Source organism: Bacillus sp. Bwzl_19 (assembly GCF_054900515.1).
Window position 1 is genome coordinate 1,809,060 of record NZ_CM142729.1, and the last position, 16,471, is coordinate 1,825,530.

General features: G+C 35.8%; 16 protein-coding genes and 3 pseudogenes. 6 read left to right on the forward strand and 13 right to left on the reverse strand.

Going from position 1 to position 16,471, the window contains the following annotated elements; translation table 11 throughout:
* Positions 1 to 116: 116 nt before the first annotated feature.
* From ACW5MY_RS09405 to ACW5MY_RS09415, 3 genes and pseudogenes are all read left to right on the forward strand, one after another.
* Entirely contained in the window at positions 117 to 653 is a 537-nt protein-coding gene (locus ACW5MY_RS09405; RefSeq protein WP_014470362.1) for a TetR/AcrR family transcriptional regulator, read from the forward strand.
* A gap of 72 nt (positions 654 to 725) precedes the next feature.
* Positions 726 to 1,571, forward strand: a pseudogene (locus tag ACW5MY_RS09410) (zinc-binding dehydrogenase); the annotation flags it as partial.
* A 432-nt stretch (positions 1,572 to 2,003) separates the two neighbouring features.
* Positions 2,004 to 2,170 (forward strand): annotated as a pseudogene (locus tag ACW5MY_RS09415) (hypothetical protein); the annotation flags it as partial.
* Between the two features lie 170 nt (positions 2,171 to 2,340).
* On the opposite strand, the gene ACW5MY_RS09420 reads toward ACW5MY_RS09415, so the two are convergent.
* From ACW5MY_RS09420 to ACW5MY_RS09475, 12 genes and pseudogenes are all read right to left on the reverse strand, one after another.
* Positions 2,341 to 2,463, reverse strand: a complete 123-nt coding sequence (locus tag ACW5MY_RS09420) for a PhrK family phosphatase-inhibitory pheromone (RefSeq protein WP_038462791.1) — start codon at positions 2,461 to 2,463, stop codon at positions 2,341 to 2,343.
* Positions 2,460 to 3,575 (reverse strand): response regulator aspartate phosphatase, encoded by a 1,116-nt coding sequence (locus tag ACW5MY_RS09425; RefSeq protein ID WP_013352382.1) that lies wholly within the window; start codon positions 3,573 to 3,575, stop codon positions 2,460 to 2,462. Before ACW5MY_RS09425 ends, ACW5MY_RS09420 begins: the two co-directional genes overlap by 4 nt.
* Before the next feature lie 512 nt (positions 3,576 to 4,087).
* Entirely contained in the window at positions 4,088 to 4,186 is a 99-nt protein-coding gene (locus ACW5MY_RS09430) for a YjcZ family sporulation protein (RefSeq protein ID WP_014470361.1), read from the reverse strand.
* A 612-nt stretch (positions 4,187 to 4,798) separates the two neighbouring features.
* The gene (locus ACW5MY_RS09435; protein ID WP_013352389.1) at positions 4,799 to 6,292 is read right to left on the reverse strand and encodes a phospholipase D-like domain-containing protein; all 1,494 of its coding nucleotides are present in this window, start codon (positions 6,290 to 6,292) and stop codon (positions 4,799 to 4,801) included.
* A gap of 352 nt (positions 6,293 to 6,644) precedes the next feature.
* Positions 6,645 to 7,152, reverse strand: a pseudogene (locus tag ACW5MY_RS09440) (DUF421 domain-containing protein).
* 115 nt (positions 7,153 to 7,267) lie between these two features.
* A complete protein-coding gene (locus ACW5MY_RS09445) occupies positions 7,268 to 8,128 on the reverse strand; it encodes a DUF421 domain-containing protein (protein ID WP_061573669.1) in 861 nt (286 codons plus the stop codon).
* Positions 8,129 to 8,157: 29 nt separating this feature from the next.
* Positions 8,158 to 8,364, reverse strand: coding sequence for a DUF1657 domain-containing protein (locus ACW5MY_RS09450; RefSeq protein ID WP_009336483.1), 207 nt, complete (start codon positions 8,362 to 8,364; stop codon positions 8,158 to 8,160).
* An 11-nt stretch (positions 8,365 to 8,375) separates the two neighbouring features.
* Positions 8,376 to 8,726 carry a stage V sporulation protein AE gene (gene spoVAE / locus ACW5MY_RS09455; protein ID WP_013352387.1) on the reverse strand — a complete coding sequence of 117 codons (351 nt, stop codon included), beginning with the start codon at positions 8,724 to 8,726 and terminating at the stop codon, positions 8,376 to 8,378.
* Positions 8,723 to 9,742 (reverse strand): stage V sporulation protein AD, encoded by a 1,020-nt coding sequence (gene spoVAD, locus ACW5MY_RS09460; protein ID WP_013352386.1) that lies wholly within the window; start codon positions 9,740 to 9,742, stop codon positions 8,723 to 8,725. The genes spoVAE and spoVAD overlap by 4 nt, the downstream gene beginning before the upstream one ends.
* Positions 9,742 to 10,221 carry a stage V sporulation protein AC gene (gene spoVAC / locus ACW5MY_RS09465; protein ID WP_013352385.1) on the reverse strand — a complete coding sequence of 160 codons (480 nt, stop codon included), beginning with the start codon at positions 10,219 to 10,221 and terminating at the stop codon, positions 9,742 to 9,744. Before spoVAC ends, spoVAD begins: the two co-directional genes overlap by 1 nt.
* 17 nt (positions 10,222 to 10,238) lie before the next feature.
* Complete coding sequence (locus tag ACW5MY_RS09470; RefSeq protein WP_009336487.1) at positions 10,239 to 10,712, reverse strand: YhcN/YlaJ family sporulation lipoprotein; 474 nt, start codon at positions 10,710 to 10,712, stop codon at positions 10,239 to 10,241.
* Positions 10,713 to 10,793: 81 nt separating this feature from the next.
* The gene (locus tag ACW5MY_RS09475) at positions 10,794 to 11,000 is read right to left on the reverse strand and encodes a DUF1657 domain-containing protein (protein ID WP_013352384.1); all 207 of its coding nucleotides are present in this window, start codon (positions 10,998 to 11,000) and stop codon (positions 10,794 to 10,796) included.
* A gap of 484 nt (positions 11,001 to 11,484) precedes the next feature.
* Between ACW5MY_RS09475 and ACW5MY_RS09480 the strand changes: the two genes are divergently transcribed.
* Together ACW5MY_RS09480 and ACW5MY_RS09485 are read left to right on the forward strand one after the other, a co-directional pair.
* Positions 11,485 to 11,625 (forward strand): hypothetical protein, encoded by a 141-nt coding sequence (locus ACW5MY_RS09480; RefSeq protein ID WP_013354185.1) that lies wholly within the window; start codon positions 11,485 to 11,487, stop codon positions 11,623 to 11,625.
* Between the two features lie 401 nt (positions 11,626 to 12,026).
* The gene (locus ACW5MY_RS09485) at positions 12,027 to 12,479 is read left to right on the forward strand and encodes a hypothetical protein (RefSeq protein WP_041481646.1); all 453 of its coding nucleotides are present in this window, start codon (positions 12,027 to 12,029) and stop codon (positions 12,477 to 12,479) included.
* A 249-nt stretch (positions 12,480 to 12,728) separates the two neighbouring features.
* Here the strand turns inward: ACW5MY_RS09485 and ACW5MY_RS09490 are convergent, their stop codons facing one another.
* A complete protein-coding gene (locus tag ACW5MY_RS09490; RefSeq protein ID WP_001169292.1) occupies positions 12,729 to 13,304 on the reverse strand; it encodes a recombinase family protein in 576 nt (191 codons plus the stop codon).
* Between the two features lie 147 nt (positions 13,305 to 13,451).
* Between ACW5MY_RS09490 and ACW5MY_RS09495 the strand changes: the two genes are divergently transcribed.
* On the forward strand, positions 13,452 to 16,418 hold the full coding sequence (locus ACW5MY_RS09495) for a Tn3 family transposase (protein WP_289394043.1): 2,967 nt from the start codon (positions 13,452 to 13,454) through the stop codon (positions 16,416 to 16,418).
* The last annotated feature ends 53 nt before the right edge of the window (positions 16,419 to 16,471 follow it).

The window sequence follows — 16,471 nt, forward strand, 5'->3', positions numbered from 1 at the left end:
TATTTTATTCTTCTCGTTTCATAATTATTATTAATTTAGGCATAAGAAAATAGGATTATGCAAACTATTAAAATTTCAATCATTACTTAGGAGTTAAATATAGGAGGAAACTTGAATTGAGTAATTTTACACGTTTACGCACACAAACCATAATAAAGGATGCGTTTTTGGAGTTATTAAAAGAAAAAACATTTTCATCTATCACAATTAATCATATTTGTGAAAAAGCAATGATTCATAGAAGCACATTTTACCGTCATTATGAAGATAAATATGAGCTATTTAGTGATGCATCAAATTCCATCGCGATAAACCTCTTTGAACAAACAAAGGGAGGTTTAGATCAAGAACATACATTGTTTGAGGAAATAATCGAATACGTAGATCTTAATCGGGAATTGTTTTTTAATCTTACCAGTAAAAATAATAGCCTTGAGTTATACGAAAAATTGATTCAATTTGGTGCAGAAAATTTATATGAAATTTCAATGGAATATAATGATCCGCTTTCTAAACAAATCCAAAATTCTGATTACCCAATGGTACTATGCGATTTCTACTGCAGTGGTTTTTTTGAGATTATAAAAAAATGGTTAAGCAATGAATATTCATATACAAAAGAAGAATTAATTCAGATTTCTAAGAATTTATAGATTAATGAACCACTTTAAAACACATGTCTCACTTTGAGACATGTGTTATTTTTTGCTCATCGTTTTCGTCAACATGAATTTTCTGGTGAAATTGCAGAGGTTGGCTCTCATGTAACAAAATTTAAAAAAGGTGACAGAGTATGTATCTACCCAATGATGCTTAAAGATCCTTCAAATGCTGAAACTGAACGTTTCATCACTTTAGACGCAGTTGGTGCACAAATCGACGGAGGGTTTGCTGAATATGTGATACTTCCACAAAAAACGATTTTTAAAATTCCAGATCATTTACCGCTAGAATTGGCAGCCATGGTTGAACCAGCAGCTGTATCTTTCCAATCCATTAAGGATTCAAATGTAAGAGAAGGCGATACTGTCGTTGTCTATGGAGCAGGTCCTATTGGGCTATTTGCTGTTTTAGGTGCAAAAGCTGCAGGCGCGTCTAATATTATTGTTATTGATCTATTTAATAGTCGACTTGATAAAGCAACTGAAATGGGTGCGACACACGTTTTTAATGCTAAAGAAGTAAACCCTGTTGAAGAAATTCGAAAATTATTCCCAGATGGAGCAGATGTTGCAATTGAAGCTGCAGGTGTCGAGTCAACATTTCACCAAGCTATTCAATCAACTAAAGTTCGTGGCACAATGATGGTTATCAGCTTCCACACGCAAGATATCCAATTTAATGTTCCTGCTTCACTAATCTTTAGTGGTGCAAAATTAATGGGGTCTGTAGGATACAGCAATGAAACTTACAATGAGGTCATTGAATTATTTGCTAATGGAAGATTACCCGCGCAATCAATTATTACAAGTAAAATTGATATAGATAATATCGCTGAACAAGGGTTTGATGCGTTAATTAATGATAAATCTCAAGCAAAAATTCTAGTTAAATTAAGTGGCGCACATTAATTTAAATATTGGAGCTTACCTTTTGCTTATGTGGTGATGAAAGTCGGATGGCTCAGGTGTAAAAGATACCTTTTGTCAAGCATATCAAGCATTTATGAAGTCAGTTAACAAGAGACAAGGAGTTGCTTGAATCATTTGTAACTTGAAGGACGATACAAGATGTTTAGGCTGGAATCTGAATTTTTCTTTAACTAATGAATTTTTTTCGAATAAGTGTTACGTTAAACAAGAAACCGAATTATTAAAATCCCGTATTTTTAATTAATATGGGATTTTCCCGTTTTTAAATAAACTGACCTTATATTTTAGAAAAATCTCACGTAAAATTAAATTTAAACAGGCTTAGCTGGATAGGCATGGGCGGGACACAGGGAAATTTTATTACCCCACATTTAAATTGAACCTTTGTTCTTGTTTTGGTCGAATAAAGAAGAGTTGAATTGGAAGAAATTTAGAATAATAATGTTTCAACTGTATTATCATGTATAGGGAATTATTTGTCGGAAATTGGCGCTCCCCGAGGAAGGGGTTAAAGCTGTTCTCTTGGAGATTTGTGAGGAAGTCGCAAGAAGGCACGTGGACATAATAAAGTTGGTCAAAAGTGAGCTTTGCAGTGGATGTCATCGAACCAAAACAATAGTTGAGTTTATTTGAATTGGATAATGAAAAGAAAAGAAACACCTGAAGGAACTGCGCTTTCACAGAGATGGGCTGACTGGTGGAGACAAAATAAAAAGCCCACTCATATGAGCAGGGCTAAATTCATTTTTTAACCTCCGACTGGCCTTTCAGCTACTTGGATGTTAGATGGTGAATCCGTACTCAATTGCGTTAAAGCTGCCCCGCTTAAAATTACAGTTAAAATAGATACGCAAAGCACAATTTTTTTCATAAGATTCCCTCCACCTGATTCATTTTCTGTTCAGCCCAAATCTTTTCATTGAAAAAGCTTGTTGCTTCTTCAAAAGCACCTATTGATTCAAACCTTTTTGCAGCTAAGTAGGCCAATTCATCTACACTTTCAAGGTCATTTTGTTGTTTTAAAAACTCAATATAACGAATGCAATTATTGAAGTTATTTTTTAACTCACCACAATAAAGGTGGTATAGGATGCTGATTTTGGCTTCGTATATCTTATTCTCCATTAATATGAGTCTTCCCTGTGCTTTATTGTAAAAATCAATGGCTTTCATTTTTTCGTCAATTTTAAATAGCTCCTTAATCATCATGAATAAAGAATTTATATAATAAATTGAATTCAACCAGGATTCATTTCCTACAGCTTTTTCAAGAGATTTAATGCATTTATCAGGTTTGTCCCAATCAGAATAAACAATGCTAAGGTTGTGAAATAACTGAGATTCTAAAAATTCATCTTTTGTTTCTTTTGCAATATCAATTGCTTCTAAGTAATATATTTCTGATTCCTCAAACCGTTTCATATCAGCATAGTTTGCAGCCGCAATCATTGTTGAAGTAGCCAGTTTGCATTTATAATCAGGGTGTCGTTTATATATTGTAATTGCATTCTTTATATAGTGTTGTGCCACAATGCTTTGTTTAACTAGAGTGTATAAGTAGGAGACTTTGGAGTAAAATTCAGCTGCTTCGATTTCATCTGGAATTTCTGCAAGTTTTTTCTCAGCTAATCCATATAAGTTAATTGCTCGATCATAGTTTTTGTTGTATGCCTCGTACATTCCTTCAAATAAATAAAAGTTATATTCCAATTTATCGTTTGTTCTTTTTATGAAACTTTCATTGTCTGCAGTGAAATAAGTGTGTTTTGGTAATGGTTCTCCACGTGAGGAATGCAGTAACATTTTATGTCTTTCTTCTAACAAACTGTAATATGCAAGAACTTCTTGATCCTCTTCCATCTCATCAAACAGTTTCTTTATCTCTGAGTAATATTTTATTGACTCATCTACCTTTTGTTTCTTTATAGCAATGTACCAATCATTCAGTGTAGTTGCAACAACTTCTGAAGCGATCTTGCTCATCCAAACCCCTCTTTCTGAAAATTTCAAAAATCTCTCGAGGATAATCATAACATAGCTATTGAAAAAATTGTAAAAGGATGTAAGGTTTTCGGGGGTTTCTCATTTGAAAATCCCTTACTCTCATTACGAGGAGGAGATCGTTTGTTTAATTTATTGATTTTAACTGAGCAAGCCACTCATCTAATGTTCCAATGAATCCTTGCTGAACAGCTAAATCATATGCAGATTTTCAATCTTTACCGGCAGCACCTGTTGCGCCAGTATCACCTTTGTCCCTCCAGAAACATAAGAGCGCCTGGTTGCTTTTCCCAAGAAAAGTTCGTGCTTTGTTTAGCTATTGAGATTTTGTATGTAGCCAAATCAAGACAATAGCAGCTATAGAAAGGGAGAAAACTCTCCTAATATTTATTTATCTGTTTTCAAAAGTAAAAACGCCATAAAAAGATCTTATGGCGTCTGTCCGAACTGAGAGATGCAATTTTCTTGGGAGACGAATATGGTTCGTCAATGTACTAATAAAGGAAAGAAGCACCTACAATGATCAACAAAATGAAAAGCACAACGATCAATACGAAAGAGCTTCCACCATAATTTCCACCGTAGTTTCCCATATTGCCACCTCCTGTTGTTAGGATAGTATATAATATGCCGAACGATAAATTTCGACATAGATGTAAGTCTAAAGGAGAAAAAATGAAGATTTTGTCTAAATTGAGGGTTAAAAAGAAGGATTGATGAATGAAATATCACTTTCGGTTCTTAAGCAATGGACATGAATGTTTAGTTAAGAGTAAGAACCTTTAAAGAGGGGATGCCATTTTACCTTTGCGATTTCTTAATTGGAACATGTTCACTCCTTTAGGAAGTTACCTCGCATGAATGAATAAGGTAAGGGAAATAAATCAGAAATAATGATTCTTCATTTCCCGGGCAAGCGCAATATACGACAAATAACAAAAAAGAATCAAATGAGTGGAAGTGCGAGGCCGTTTGGAGACACATTATCTATCAGGTTTGAAGAGAATGGCTGGCTGTAAAAGGAAGTCGGCAAAACAGCCGACTTCCTGGGGTACAGTCAGGAAAATGCGGATTTACAACGCTAAGATTTATTCCTCCATTTTATATTTCACTCGATTTCAAAAATCCTCATGTTTTAAAATATTTATATTACAACATGTAAGCTAATTAAAATCAGAAAGATAAATAATACCGGTTTTTTCAACTTATAATAATGGAGAAAGCACGCGAGCACCCTGTTCAACAATGCGCTCGGTCAGGGATCGTTGCAACAAGTCTTCAATTCTTAATGGTACAGAATCAGTAAGATCCCTCTCGAACTGCTCTGTGAGTTCCCTTGCCACATCAGCACTGTACACGACTTGACACACCTCATAATTCAGGCGAAAACTTCTCATATCATAGTTTGCTGAGCCTACGGCAGCAATCTCCTCATCGATGGTCAACACCTTCGCATGTATCATTCCTTTGTCGTACTGGTAGATTTGAACTCCAGCTTCTATAAGTTCTCCGTAATAAGTACGGCTTGCAAGACCCACGATTTTTTGATTATTGTGGCGAGGAACCAGCAATCTTACACGGACACCACGAGTTACTGCTGTCTTTAATGCCATGATAATATCCGTTTCTGGTACAAAATAGGGTGTTGTTAAATCAATAGTCTTGGTCGCCTGTGTTATACATATAAAGTAAGCTTGCCGAATGACTGGGGTAGGAATTCCAGGGTTTCCTTCCAACGTATGGATATACGCTTTATGCAATGTCCTAGTTTTTCCGGATATGTCCATTTCTTTATCATCAAGGGTGCTCAACTCTGATCCCAATTCGGCTGACCATTTGGAATGATCTGCTCTGCCGATTGAATTGATTTTCGTTACCTCTGATTTTGTTTTCAAATTTGTTTTTGATTTTATCCTTTCCGGCACAGCGATTTCCCAATGAACATCAAAAACAGTCTGCAAGTCGCCTGTTGCTTCCCCTATAATTTGCAAATGAGTGTCCCTCCAAAATCCTACGTCTGGCTTTAATCCTGTATATTCATACCCAACGTTCATACCGCCAGTAAAGGATTCCTTTCTGTCAATCGTCACAATCTTACAATGATCCCGATAATTCCAATTGGACAAAATCCAGGGAAATCGCAGAGGAAATATTGTCCTGCATTCTATCCCTGCTTCAACCATCTGCCGGATTTTTTCACGCGGGAATTTATAACTCCCCAAGCTATCTCTCATAAAACGAACCTGCACTCCATTTAATGCTTTTTCGATTAGCAGTTCTGTGATTCGATTACCAATTTGGTCGTTCCGATAGATGAAATATTCCAGATCAATGGTTTCTTGGGCTTTTTGCAGGGATACAAGGAGTTGATCATATTTTGCTATCCCATTGTTAAACACTTGGACTTGGCCCATTCGAAGCCCATTCACAGTGAAATGCCGTAAAGCATTGGCAATTACCGATGCTGAAGCACCGAATGTCTCAGGTAATTTGTTAGATTCATTTTTAGAACAGGTCAATCTTTTTCGATGAATAAACCTAGGGTTTGATATGCTAAGATATAGCCAGAAACCAATGACAGGTAAAAAAAGGACGATTATTATCCAATTCAAAGCCTTGGCAGGCCGACGAACTTCCCAAATTGCTATGAATAAGATAAAGAACGTATTTAACAGGTATAGATAAAAAATCCACTCCAACTGGAATCCCTCCTTCTGTTACTCTTAACATGTACAAACTATGTAACCAGTATACGTATGGAATATGAAGGGATTGTCTGTTATATATTATGGACTACCTTTATAAGAACTTGTATAAGATATTAAGAACGAAAAAAAGAGAATTAAGGTTGGGAAAGTTCTGACATCAAGAAAGGCGTAATGATCTGGGCACTGTCCTAACTAGAGACTTAGTGATTTTGAAAATTACCATCTGGTAAATTCCTAAATATAGGTATAATTTTTTATAAATTTGGAAAATGAAAGTGGTAAATGCAATAAGAAGTAAATAAGAGAAAACATTAATTTATATTGGGAGGAAATCGTCTTAAAATTAGTCGTTAACATCTTTTTTGTTAATGGTTAATGAATGATCGGTATCTCTAACAGCAGCATAAAAAAAATCTTTGATTTGAAGATATCCCTTTGCCTTTAGTTCTTCCTTTAACCACTTTTCATTTTTGTTGATAAATTTTAATTTACGCTTTTGCACTTTCCCTTCAATGACAACGGCTATGGGTAATCCGCGGTATTCCACTTTCATATGTAAATCTTTTGGAGTAATAGGAACTAATTCTTTTCTTGGAAAAATGCTAATTTCACCTGTTGCTTCCAAAATCGCATATTCATTATCGTGAATATCCGGATATCCTGTTGTTCTTAAATTAGACAACAGCTCAGGTAAAGGATATCTACTTTCCTTTAACTTTCGATTAAGATAAAAAAAGAATCGCTCCAAAATCATGAGGGGTAAGTTGGGCTAGAGCTGATTTCCCTAAAATATTTACTGCTACAATAAACACAATATAGATAAAAATAACTTTAACTAAAAAAATAGACACTTCTAACACCTCGTAAAAAAATTCACCTTAGTCCGAAATTGGACTAAGGTTTTTAAACTTATTTCAATTAAAAATGGTATCTTTTTTTCGTCATGTATGAATCTAAGCTAAATCCTTATCCTTTTAAAATAGGGGTCACTTTATCAATGGCTTCTTGTAATTTTTCACTGTTTAACCTATACATTTGTTTGGCGTCTTTTGATTCCGTTCCAAGAGCAAATAGTTCTAAGTCTGCTTGACATTTTTTCAAGGTTGAAAGAATTAAGGGTCTTTCTTGTGGGGGTGCGACTTGTAATTTATCGTCAAACAGATCAATCGTTAACTCTCCGTAAGAATTAACCTGTCCCAGAAATACATTTTCAATCGTTACCCCTAGTTTTTCTAATTCAGTTTGTAGCCAAGCCCGACTTCGTCCAATCGTGGCTAGTGGTTCATCCATTATTGTACCATCCATAATAATGGTCTGAGGCTCCTTGATTGAAGCAACCTTCAAGTTTATATCCTTTGCTGTTAAAGGTTGATTTTCTTTCTTTAGCATCACAGATAAATCACCTGTTGCCTCTAAAACAGCAAATTCTACATCAGAGACTTGAAAGACATCCTTCTTGCGAAGGAGATCTAACAGTTCATCTGTCGTATATCTTTCCTTTTTTAAATTATCTTCCATAATCTTCCCATCTTTGATAAATACAGTTGCTTTTCCTTCTATAAAATTGCGAAAACGTTTACTTTTTAATGAAATTAAACCAGCGAAAAAGGGAATAACCGCAAAAATGACAATTCCAATAATTCCGTGAAAAATGTTCCGTTCAAGTCCTATAGCCACTTCTGCACCAATATTCCCAATAGAAATACCGGTGACATATTCAAAGAAAGTTAGTTCGGAAATTTGCTTTTTCCCTAACCATTTTGTAATGAAAAGTAAAAGAGCAACAAATAATGCTGAGCGTACAGCTACATCTAACCATTCAGGCACTGCTTACACCTCCTGTAAATATAGTTTTTCTAGAAACCTTTGTACTGAAGTTCCTCTCCTTCTAGTTCTCCTACTCTTTTTTTTAAATCTTTTGTTACTTCGTGTACTACCATCATAGCCTCATGCAAAGTTCGCTTCGATTCATCATCAAGAGTCCGTAATGCTAAACTTGAGAGACTTGCTTCTACCCCTTTTAGACTGGCAAAACACTGTTTAACATCTGATCCTACTGTCATCCTAATTCTCCTTATCCTTTTGGCTTAAAAATTAAAGCTCCTATCATGCCGAAAACAATGGCAGCTGAAATACCAGAACTAGTTACTTCAAACATTCCTGTCAGTACACCAACTAACCCATGTTTTTCTGCTTCCTGCATCGCACCATGAACAAGCGAATTCCCAAAATTTGTAATCGGAACGGTAGCCCCTGCCCCAGCAAAATCAATCAAAGGCTCGTATAGTCCAAATCCATCTAAAAGCGCCCCAATCACTACAAGAGCACTTAAGGTATGACCTGGTGTCAATTTAAATACATCAAACATAATTTGCCCAATGATACAAATTAAACCGCCTACGACAAAAGCCCAAAAATAGATCATGTTAATTGTTCACCTCCGTATTCAATTGACACTGCATGGGCGATACAAGGAATTGTTTCATTTTGCTGAAAGGACAACGGTGAAAGCAAAGCACCTGTAGCCACAACTAACATGCGTTTAAATTCACCATTTTTCATGCGGTTTAATAAATGCCCATAAACTACCGTTGCTGAACAGCCTGCACCGCTTGCCCCTGCAAGAACGGGTTGTCCTTCCCGATAAATCATAAGGCCACAATCTTGGTATTGTTCTTCACTAATAGGAGTTCCATGCTTTTTAAATAGATCCATGGACACTTCCTGTCCGATTTGGCCAAGGTCACCGGTTACAATTAAATCGTAATAAGATGGCTCAACATTTCGTTCCTTTAAATGGGCTTCAATGGTATCAACCGCAGCTGGCGCCATAGCTCCTCCCATGTTAAATGGATCTGTCAATCCCATATCGATTACACGACCAATTGTGGCAGATGTGACATGAGGTCCTTCCCCAGAATCACTTAATAGGGCTGCACCTGCACCAGTAACCGTCCATTGTGCCGTAGGTGGCTTTTGTCCACCATACTCAGTTGGATACCGAAATTGTTTTTCAACAGCTGTATCATGACTGGAAGCTCCTGTTAACAAATATTTCGCTCCTTTTGTATTTACAATATAAGCACCTAGAGCCAGTCCTTCCATCGAGGTAGAGCAAGCACCGAATAAGCCAAAATAAGGCGCTCCAATCGTTCTGCTAGCGAAACTTGTTGGGGTGATTTGATTGATTAAGTCCCCAGCTAGGATAAATTGAACTTGATCCTTTTGTATGCCCCCTTTTTCCATGGCTTTTTGGCAAGCCTCTTCAAAAAGGATTTTATGTGCTTTCTCATAGGAATCCTGCCCAAGCCATAAATCAGCATGAAGAGTATCGAAATCATCTGGGATAGCACCATTGGCTTCAAATGGTCCACCAACGGTTCCAGTGGAGATAATGACAGGCTTTTGTTCGAAGATCCATGTACGATGACCTGCTAGCATTATAAACCACCCCACTGGATTAAAGTGGTTTTAATTAAGGCAATGACAAAAGCAGAAAAAACACCAAATAAAATAACCGCCCCCGCTAATTTAAATATGTTGCCACCTACGCCCAGTACAAATCCTTCGCTTCGATGCTCAATGGCAGGCGATATAACCGCATTGCCAAAACCTGTTACAGGTACAGCTGTTCCAGCCCCACCAAATTGGGCCATTCGATCATATACGCCAAAACCAGTAAGAAGCATTGTAATAAAAATTAACGTACCCACCGTCGGATTTCCGGCCGTTTGCTCAGTAAAATCGAAATAATAAATGTAAAAGTCTGAAATAAGCTGACCAATCAAACAAATAAGTCCACCGATTAAAAAGGCCTTAATACAATTTTTAACAACCGGTCTTTTGATCTCTCGTTGTTTTTGCAATTTTTGATATTCCTGTTGCACAGGAGTAAGTTGTTTCTTTTGATTGTTAGACATAACTCGATCCTTCCTCTTTAGGTTTGTTCCTTCATAAGACTTTTCAGTTTGTTCAAATCATTTTTTAAGTTCTTCTTATTCATATCGTTTTTTTTCAGTCTTTGCTCGACCTTTTCAAGTTCCCAGAATATTTTTTTATCAGTCGAAACAAAAACTTTATAGTCGGGATATTTTTTTTCTAAGTCGGATTTTACTGACTTCTCGATACTCTTTAATCGAAATCGATCAAAATTCTCAACTTTAATCGCTGCCATAAGCTCTTTATCAGTATTCACAGCTTTTACGTCTGTAATATCTTCCTTGGCAATTATCTTTTCTTTCGCATGATTGGCAACGGATTGATCAATTGGCTTACTTGTATGTACTTGCGAAATACCAAAAGTACTATTACCTTGAATAAATTCATTTTGATTACCATTACATCCTGATGCGAAACCAATGACCATTATAATAAAAAGTAGGTTTTTCAATGTGGTTATTTTATCTTTCAAAAAAATCACCTCCATGTTTTTCCATTATTTGAACAGCTGAAAAAGGTTGGTTAAGAGGCCAACCTTTTTTCGCCTTACTAATTACTGTTGTTTGTATTGAGGTTCTTCTTGTTCGATTTGTTGAACACGTGGTTCAATGCTGTCTACAACGGATTGGGTTTGCTTAGCTGCATCTTGGTAAAGTTGCTTAGCTTGTTGATTATCTGTACTAAGAGCAAATGTTTCAAAACTTGCTTGAGCACTTTTCAATCCTGCTAGAGCTGTTTTAACGTCATTTATTACTGTCATGATAATTTCCTCCTTCTTGAATTTTTTTTTACTCTTTTATTTTGCTTTATGGAGAATTTTTTATTCAATGATTTTTGGGAAATTTAAATCTAAATTATTTTTGACGTATAGCTCCATTTTTTCGATAATAACCCCTTTTCCATATCCCCATCATTTCTTCTATTTCTCGTTGACAGCAATAGCTCTTATAACTTTTCATTTTTTCTTTTCTCAACTTCAATTTCTTTTACACCCCTACCTTTATAAAATAAGATGATTGTATTTCCTGAAAGGACTAATATTTTTCCCATTTTTCGGATATTGTCCCAAAGTTTTAAGAGTTTCTCCCTCTTAATCATCCTATTTATGGGTATTTAACATTGAAAATGTAATAACAAAGATAAACGCATGCATTTGTCGCCGTATTAAGGTTTGTCTAATACATAAAAAGGAACTGTTTTGTTATTAAACATCAAATTTTTCATACATTTTAGAAGGTGAAAAAATGACAACAAAACAAAAAAGGAAATCCTTTCAACGTTTAACGTTAAAACCAAAAAAGGACATTGAAGAAATAAAACTTGGGATTAAACTGGGAGAAAAAAAGGAAACCAAAAATCCGAGATTGGGCGAAAGAGATGTATAGCTATATTTGATGGGGATTAATACAGAATTACAGGTAGGTGACATTGTCAAATTAAAAGTTGAAGATGTGAAAGGGAAAAATTCTTTTATATTCTGGAAGGCAAGACAACAAAAAACAGAAAGTAAATATTAGTATGCTATCTAATAGAATTGATAAAAAAATTGGATACATAATTGTTTCAAACTGGTAGAGACCATATGTATGAGCAGCAATTAATGTTCCATATTTTTCGTGGGTCAGGCAAACTCTTGTTCATCTAGACAGTAGGCTGATTGATTATTGATGCTTCTTTCTTAACAAAACACCTAAGTGATTCTCTGTGCATATACTGTATCATTACTACAGGATTATGATTAAATACAACTCAATCCATACATAAAATAATCAAGGAGAGGTTAATTTTGAAAATTCCAAAGACAGCCAAAGTTAGTATCCCCTTTCCATCCGTATGGGGGATTGATGCTTCTATTGCGGGGAGATCCATTATTAGAGGTATACTTACCATTGATTCCATTGTAGACAACAAAGTAGTAGGTACAGTTAATTTTCGTGGTATACCTATTCCGATTAATGGGTATTGGGACGAAAGCGCTAAACAAATAAGTTTCGATTCACCATATGCCTCCTTTTTTGGCAACTTGACAATAATTGATGAGACCGCTATAAGCATTCGGCATTTCATTTTAAGTGGACGGTTTATAATGAAACCTCCCTCTTTGCTGGCTGGTGAATACGGAAATTGGATTGCTACAACCTTTACAACCCGTTTGGGACCTCCCATATATACTAATGTTTTACCACCTGCTGGTGCCTTTACAGTCTCAAGTATGCTCTTGGGACAGCAATTGTTTTAATTAGACCATGACTTTATAAAAACAACCTTCCTTTGTGACTAAGGTTGTTTTTTAAAAGTGTTCTCGAAAAATACAGCCTTGCTTTAAATCTGAGTTTAGCGTATATCTCCGTTAAAATGTACTCGGAACCCTTTGATGATCGTGCCTAGTTAGATAAACAAATATTGATACTTCCTTATAGAAATAGCCTGCTTGGTTAGGTACGTTGTTTCACAATCCCCGGAAATTTTTAATATAAGTAATGAATGCTTATTTTTTTCCTTCCGATAGCTTTCTATATAAAGAAGCTCTAGATACATTTGTAATTTCACAAATTTGATTTACAGTCATATTTCCTTCTTTATATAGCTTTACTGCATAATTCATTCCTGCGTGATTTTTATGATATTTCTTTAACCGTCCTTTAAACTTCCCTTCTTTCTTTGCGAGCTCAATTCCTTCACGCTGACGCATACGAATAAGGTCTCGCTCTAATTGGTTAACACCAGCCATTACCGTAATTAAGAATTGGCTATATGGATTATCTTCTGATAAATCTAGCCATGTATCCTTAAGTGATTTTAAGCTTGCCTTTTTATTTCGTATTAAATCAATCAATTCAAATAAATCTTGCGTACTTCGAGTGATCCGAGTTAAATCTGTAACATAAATAATGTCACCTTCCTGTAAATCCTCTAACATTTTTTGAAGTTGTTCACGATCTTTTGTGGCTCCTGAAATTTTTTCTTCATAAATAATATCCATTCCAATTTCGTTCAATTGCCGAAATTGCCTTGAAGGATTTTGGCTAGTCGAACTGACGCGTACATAACCGATTTTCTGCAAAATTTCACCTCGTTTTTGAGACAAGTCTTATGAGACACTCTTAACTATGATTTTATCAGTCTACTATACTTGTATCAATAGAGTACACTCTATTGATATATAATTGAACTAATTAACTGAATAATTATGGAAATGGGATGATACTGAATGAAAATTGCGAGAGGTAGAGAATTGCTTACACTGGAACAGAGGCAGGATTTTATGCAAATCCCTGAAGATGAATGGATATTGGGGACCTACTTCACTTTTTCCAAACGGGATTTAGAAATAGTTAATAAGCGAAGGAGAGAAGAAAACCGTTTAGGGTTTGCTGTTCAATTAGCTGTTCTTCGGTATCCCGGTTGGCCATACACTCATATCAAAAGCATCCCGGAATCAGTCATACATTATATATCGAAACAAATCGGTGCCACTCCATCTTCGATTAGTCTTTATCCTCAAAGAGAAAATACACTTTGGGATCATTTGGAAGAACTTCGAAGTGAATACGACTTTGTAACTTTTACTCTAAGAGAATATCGAATAGCATTTAAGCATCTTCATCAATTAGCTTTTGAAAATGGCGATGCCATACATCTACTACATGAATGTATAGATTTTCTAAGAAAAAACAAAATCATACTGCCTGCTATTACTACACTTGAAAGAATGGTGTGGGAGGCAAGGGCAATGGCTGAAAAGAAACTGTTTAATACTGTTAGTCAATCTCTTACAAATGAACAAAAAGGAAAGCTTGAAGAGATCATTACTTCGCAGCATCCATCCGAATCCAATAAAACGATATTGGGTTGGTTAAAGGAACCGCCGGGTCATCCTTCACCCGAAACATTTCTAAAAGTAATAGAACGACTCGAATACATACGAGGAATGGAATTAGAAACGGTACAAATTAGTCATTTGCATCGCAATCGCCTGTTTCAACTATCTCGCTTAGGCTCAAGATATGAGCCATATGCATTCCGTGACTTTCAAGAAAATAAGCGATATTCGATATTAACCGTCTATTTATTACATCTTACTCAAGAGTTAACGGATAAAGCTTTTGAAATTCATGATAGACAAATACTTAGTCTGTTATCAAAAGGCCGTAAGGCTCAAGAGGAAATTCAGAAACAAAACGGTAAAAAGCTGAATGAGAAAGTTATACACTTTACGAACATCGGACAAGCTTTAATCAAAGCAAAAAAGGAAAAATTAGACGTTTTTGAGGTTTTAGAATCCGTTATCGAATGGAATTCTTTTGTCTCTTCGGTCGAAGAAGCTCAGGAGCTTGCACGCCCTGACGACTATGATTATTTAGACTTACTGCAAAAACGATTTTATTCACTTAGAAAATATACGCCAACGCTATTAAGGGTATTGGAATTTCATTCTACAAAAGCAAATGAGCCACTTTTACAAGCTGTTGAGATTATCCGTGGAATGAACGAATCCGGAAAGCGAAAAGTGCCTGATAACTCACCTGTGGATTTTATTTCAAAACGTTGGAAAAAGCATTTATACGAGGATGATGGTACAACAATCAATCGTCATTACTATGAAATGGCTGTTTTAACAGAACTTCGGGAGCATGTTAGGGCAGGAGATGTTTCCATTGTTGGCAGCAGACAATATAGAGACTTTGAAGAATATTTGTTTTCAGAAGATACATGGAATCAAACGAAGGAGAATACAAGATTATCAGTTAGTTTATCATTCGAGGATTATATGACGGAGAGAACCAGCAGCCTTAACAAAAGGTTAAAGTGGTTAGCTACCAATTCCAACAAGTTAGACGGGGTTTCTCTTGAAAAAGGAAAGCTGTCAATTGAACGCTTAGAAAAAGATGTTCCAGAAGAAGCAAAAAAATTTAGCGCAAGCCTGTATCAGATGCTACCAAGAATAAAATTAACCGATTTACTGATGGATATTGCTTATATAACAGGATTTCATGAGCAATTTATTCATGCTTCCAATAATCGAAAACCGGATAAAGAAGAAACAATTATTATTATGGCTGCTCTTTTAGGAATGGGAATGAATATTGGTTTAAGCAAAATGGCTGAAGCAACACCCGGACTTACATATAAGCAATTGGCCAATGTATCACAATGGCGCATGTATGAAGATGCAATGAATAAAGCCCAAGCCGTATTAGTAAATTTTCATCACAAATTGCAATTGTCCTCCTATTGGGGAGACGGTACAACATCCTCGTCCGATGGTATGAGAATGCAGATAGGCGTTTCATCGCTACATGCAGATGCAAACCCACATTATGGAACTGGAAAAGGAGCCACCATCTATCGTTTTACAAGTGATCAATTTTCTTCTTATTACACAAAGATTATTCATACTAATTCAAGGGATGCGATTCATGTTTTGGATGGTTTGTTACACCATGAGACGGATCTAAATATAGTAGAGCATTATACAGACACGGCTGGTTACACAGACCAAATATTCGGACTGACCCATTTATTAGGATTTAAATTTGCTCCAAGAATACGAGATTTATCAGACTCGAAATTATTTACAATAGATAAGGCAAGTGAGTATCCAAAATTAGAAGTCATTTTACGTGGACAAATAAATACAAAGGTCATTAAAGAGAATTATGAGGATGTTTTGCGATTAGCTCATTCTATAAGGGAAGGAACAGTTTCAGCATCCCTTATTATGGGGAAATTAGGTTCTTATTCAAGACAAAACAGCTTGGCTACAGCCTTACGTGAGATGGGCCGAATAGAAAAAACGATCTTTATTTTGAATTATATTTCGGATGAATCATTAAGAAGAAAAATACAAAAAGGATTGAATAAAGGAGAAGCCATGAATGGACTGGCAAGAGCTATTTTCTTCGGAAAACAAGGAGAGCTTAGGGAACGAACCATACAGCATCAATTGCAAAGAGCCAGTGCCTTAAACATCATTATCAATGCCATCAGTATCTGGAATACTTTACATCTAACAAAGGCAGTTGAATATCAAAAACGGTCAGGTAGTTTTAATGAAGAATTATTGCACCATATGTCACCTCTAGGTTGGGAACATATTAATTTACTTGGAGAATACCATTTTAATTCGGAGAAAATGGTCTCGTTAGATTCTTTAAGACCCTTGAAACTTTCTTAACGTTGTTAAAACTGGGGGAATAGTCGGGGAAATGGGCTTAGCGTTGTAAATCC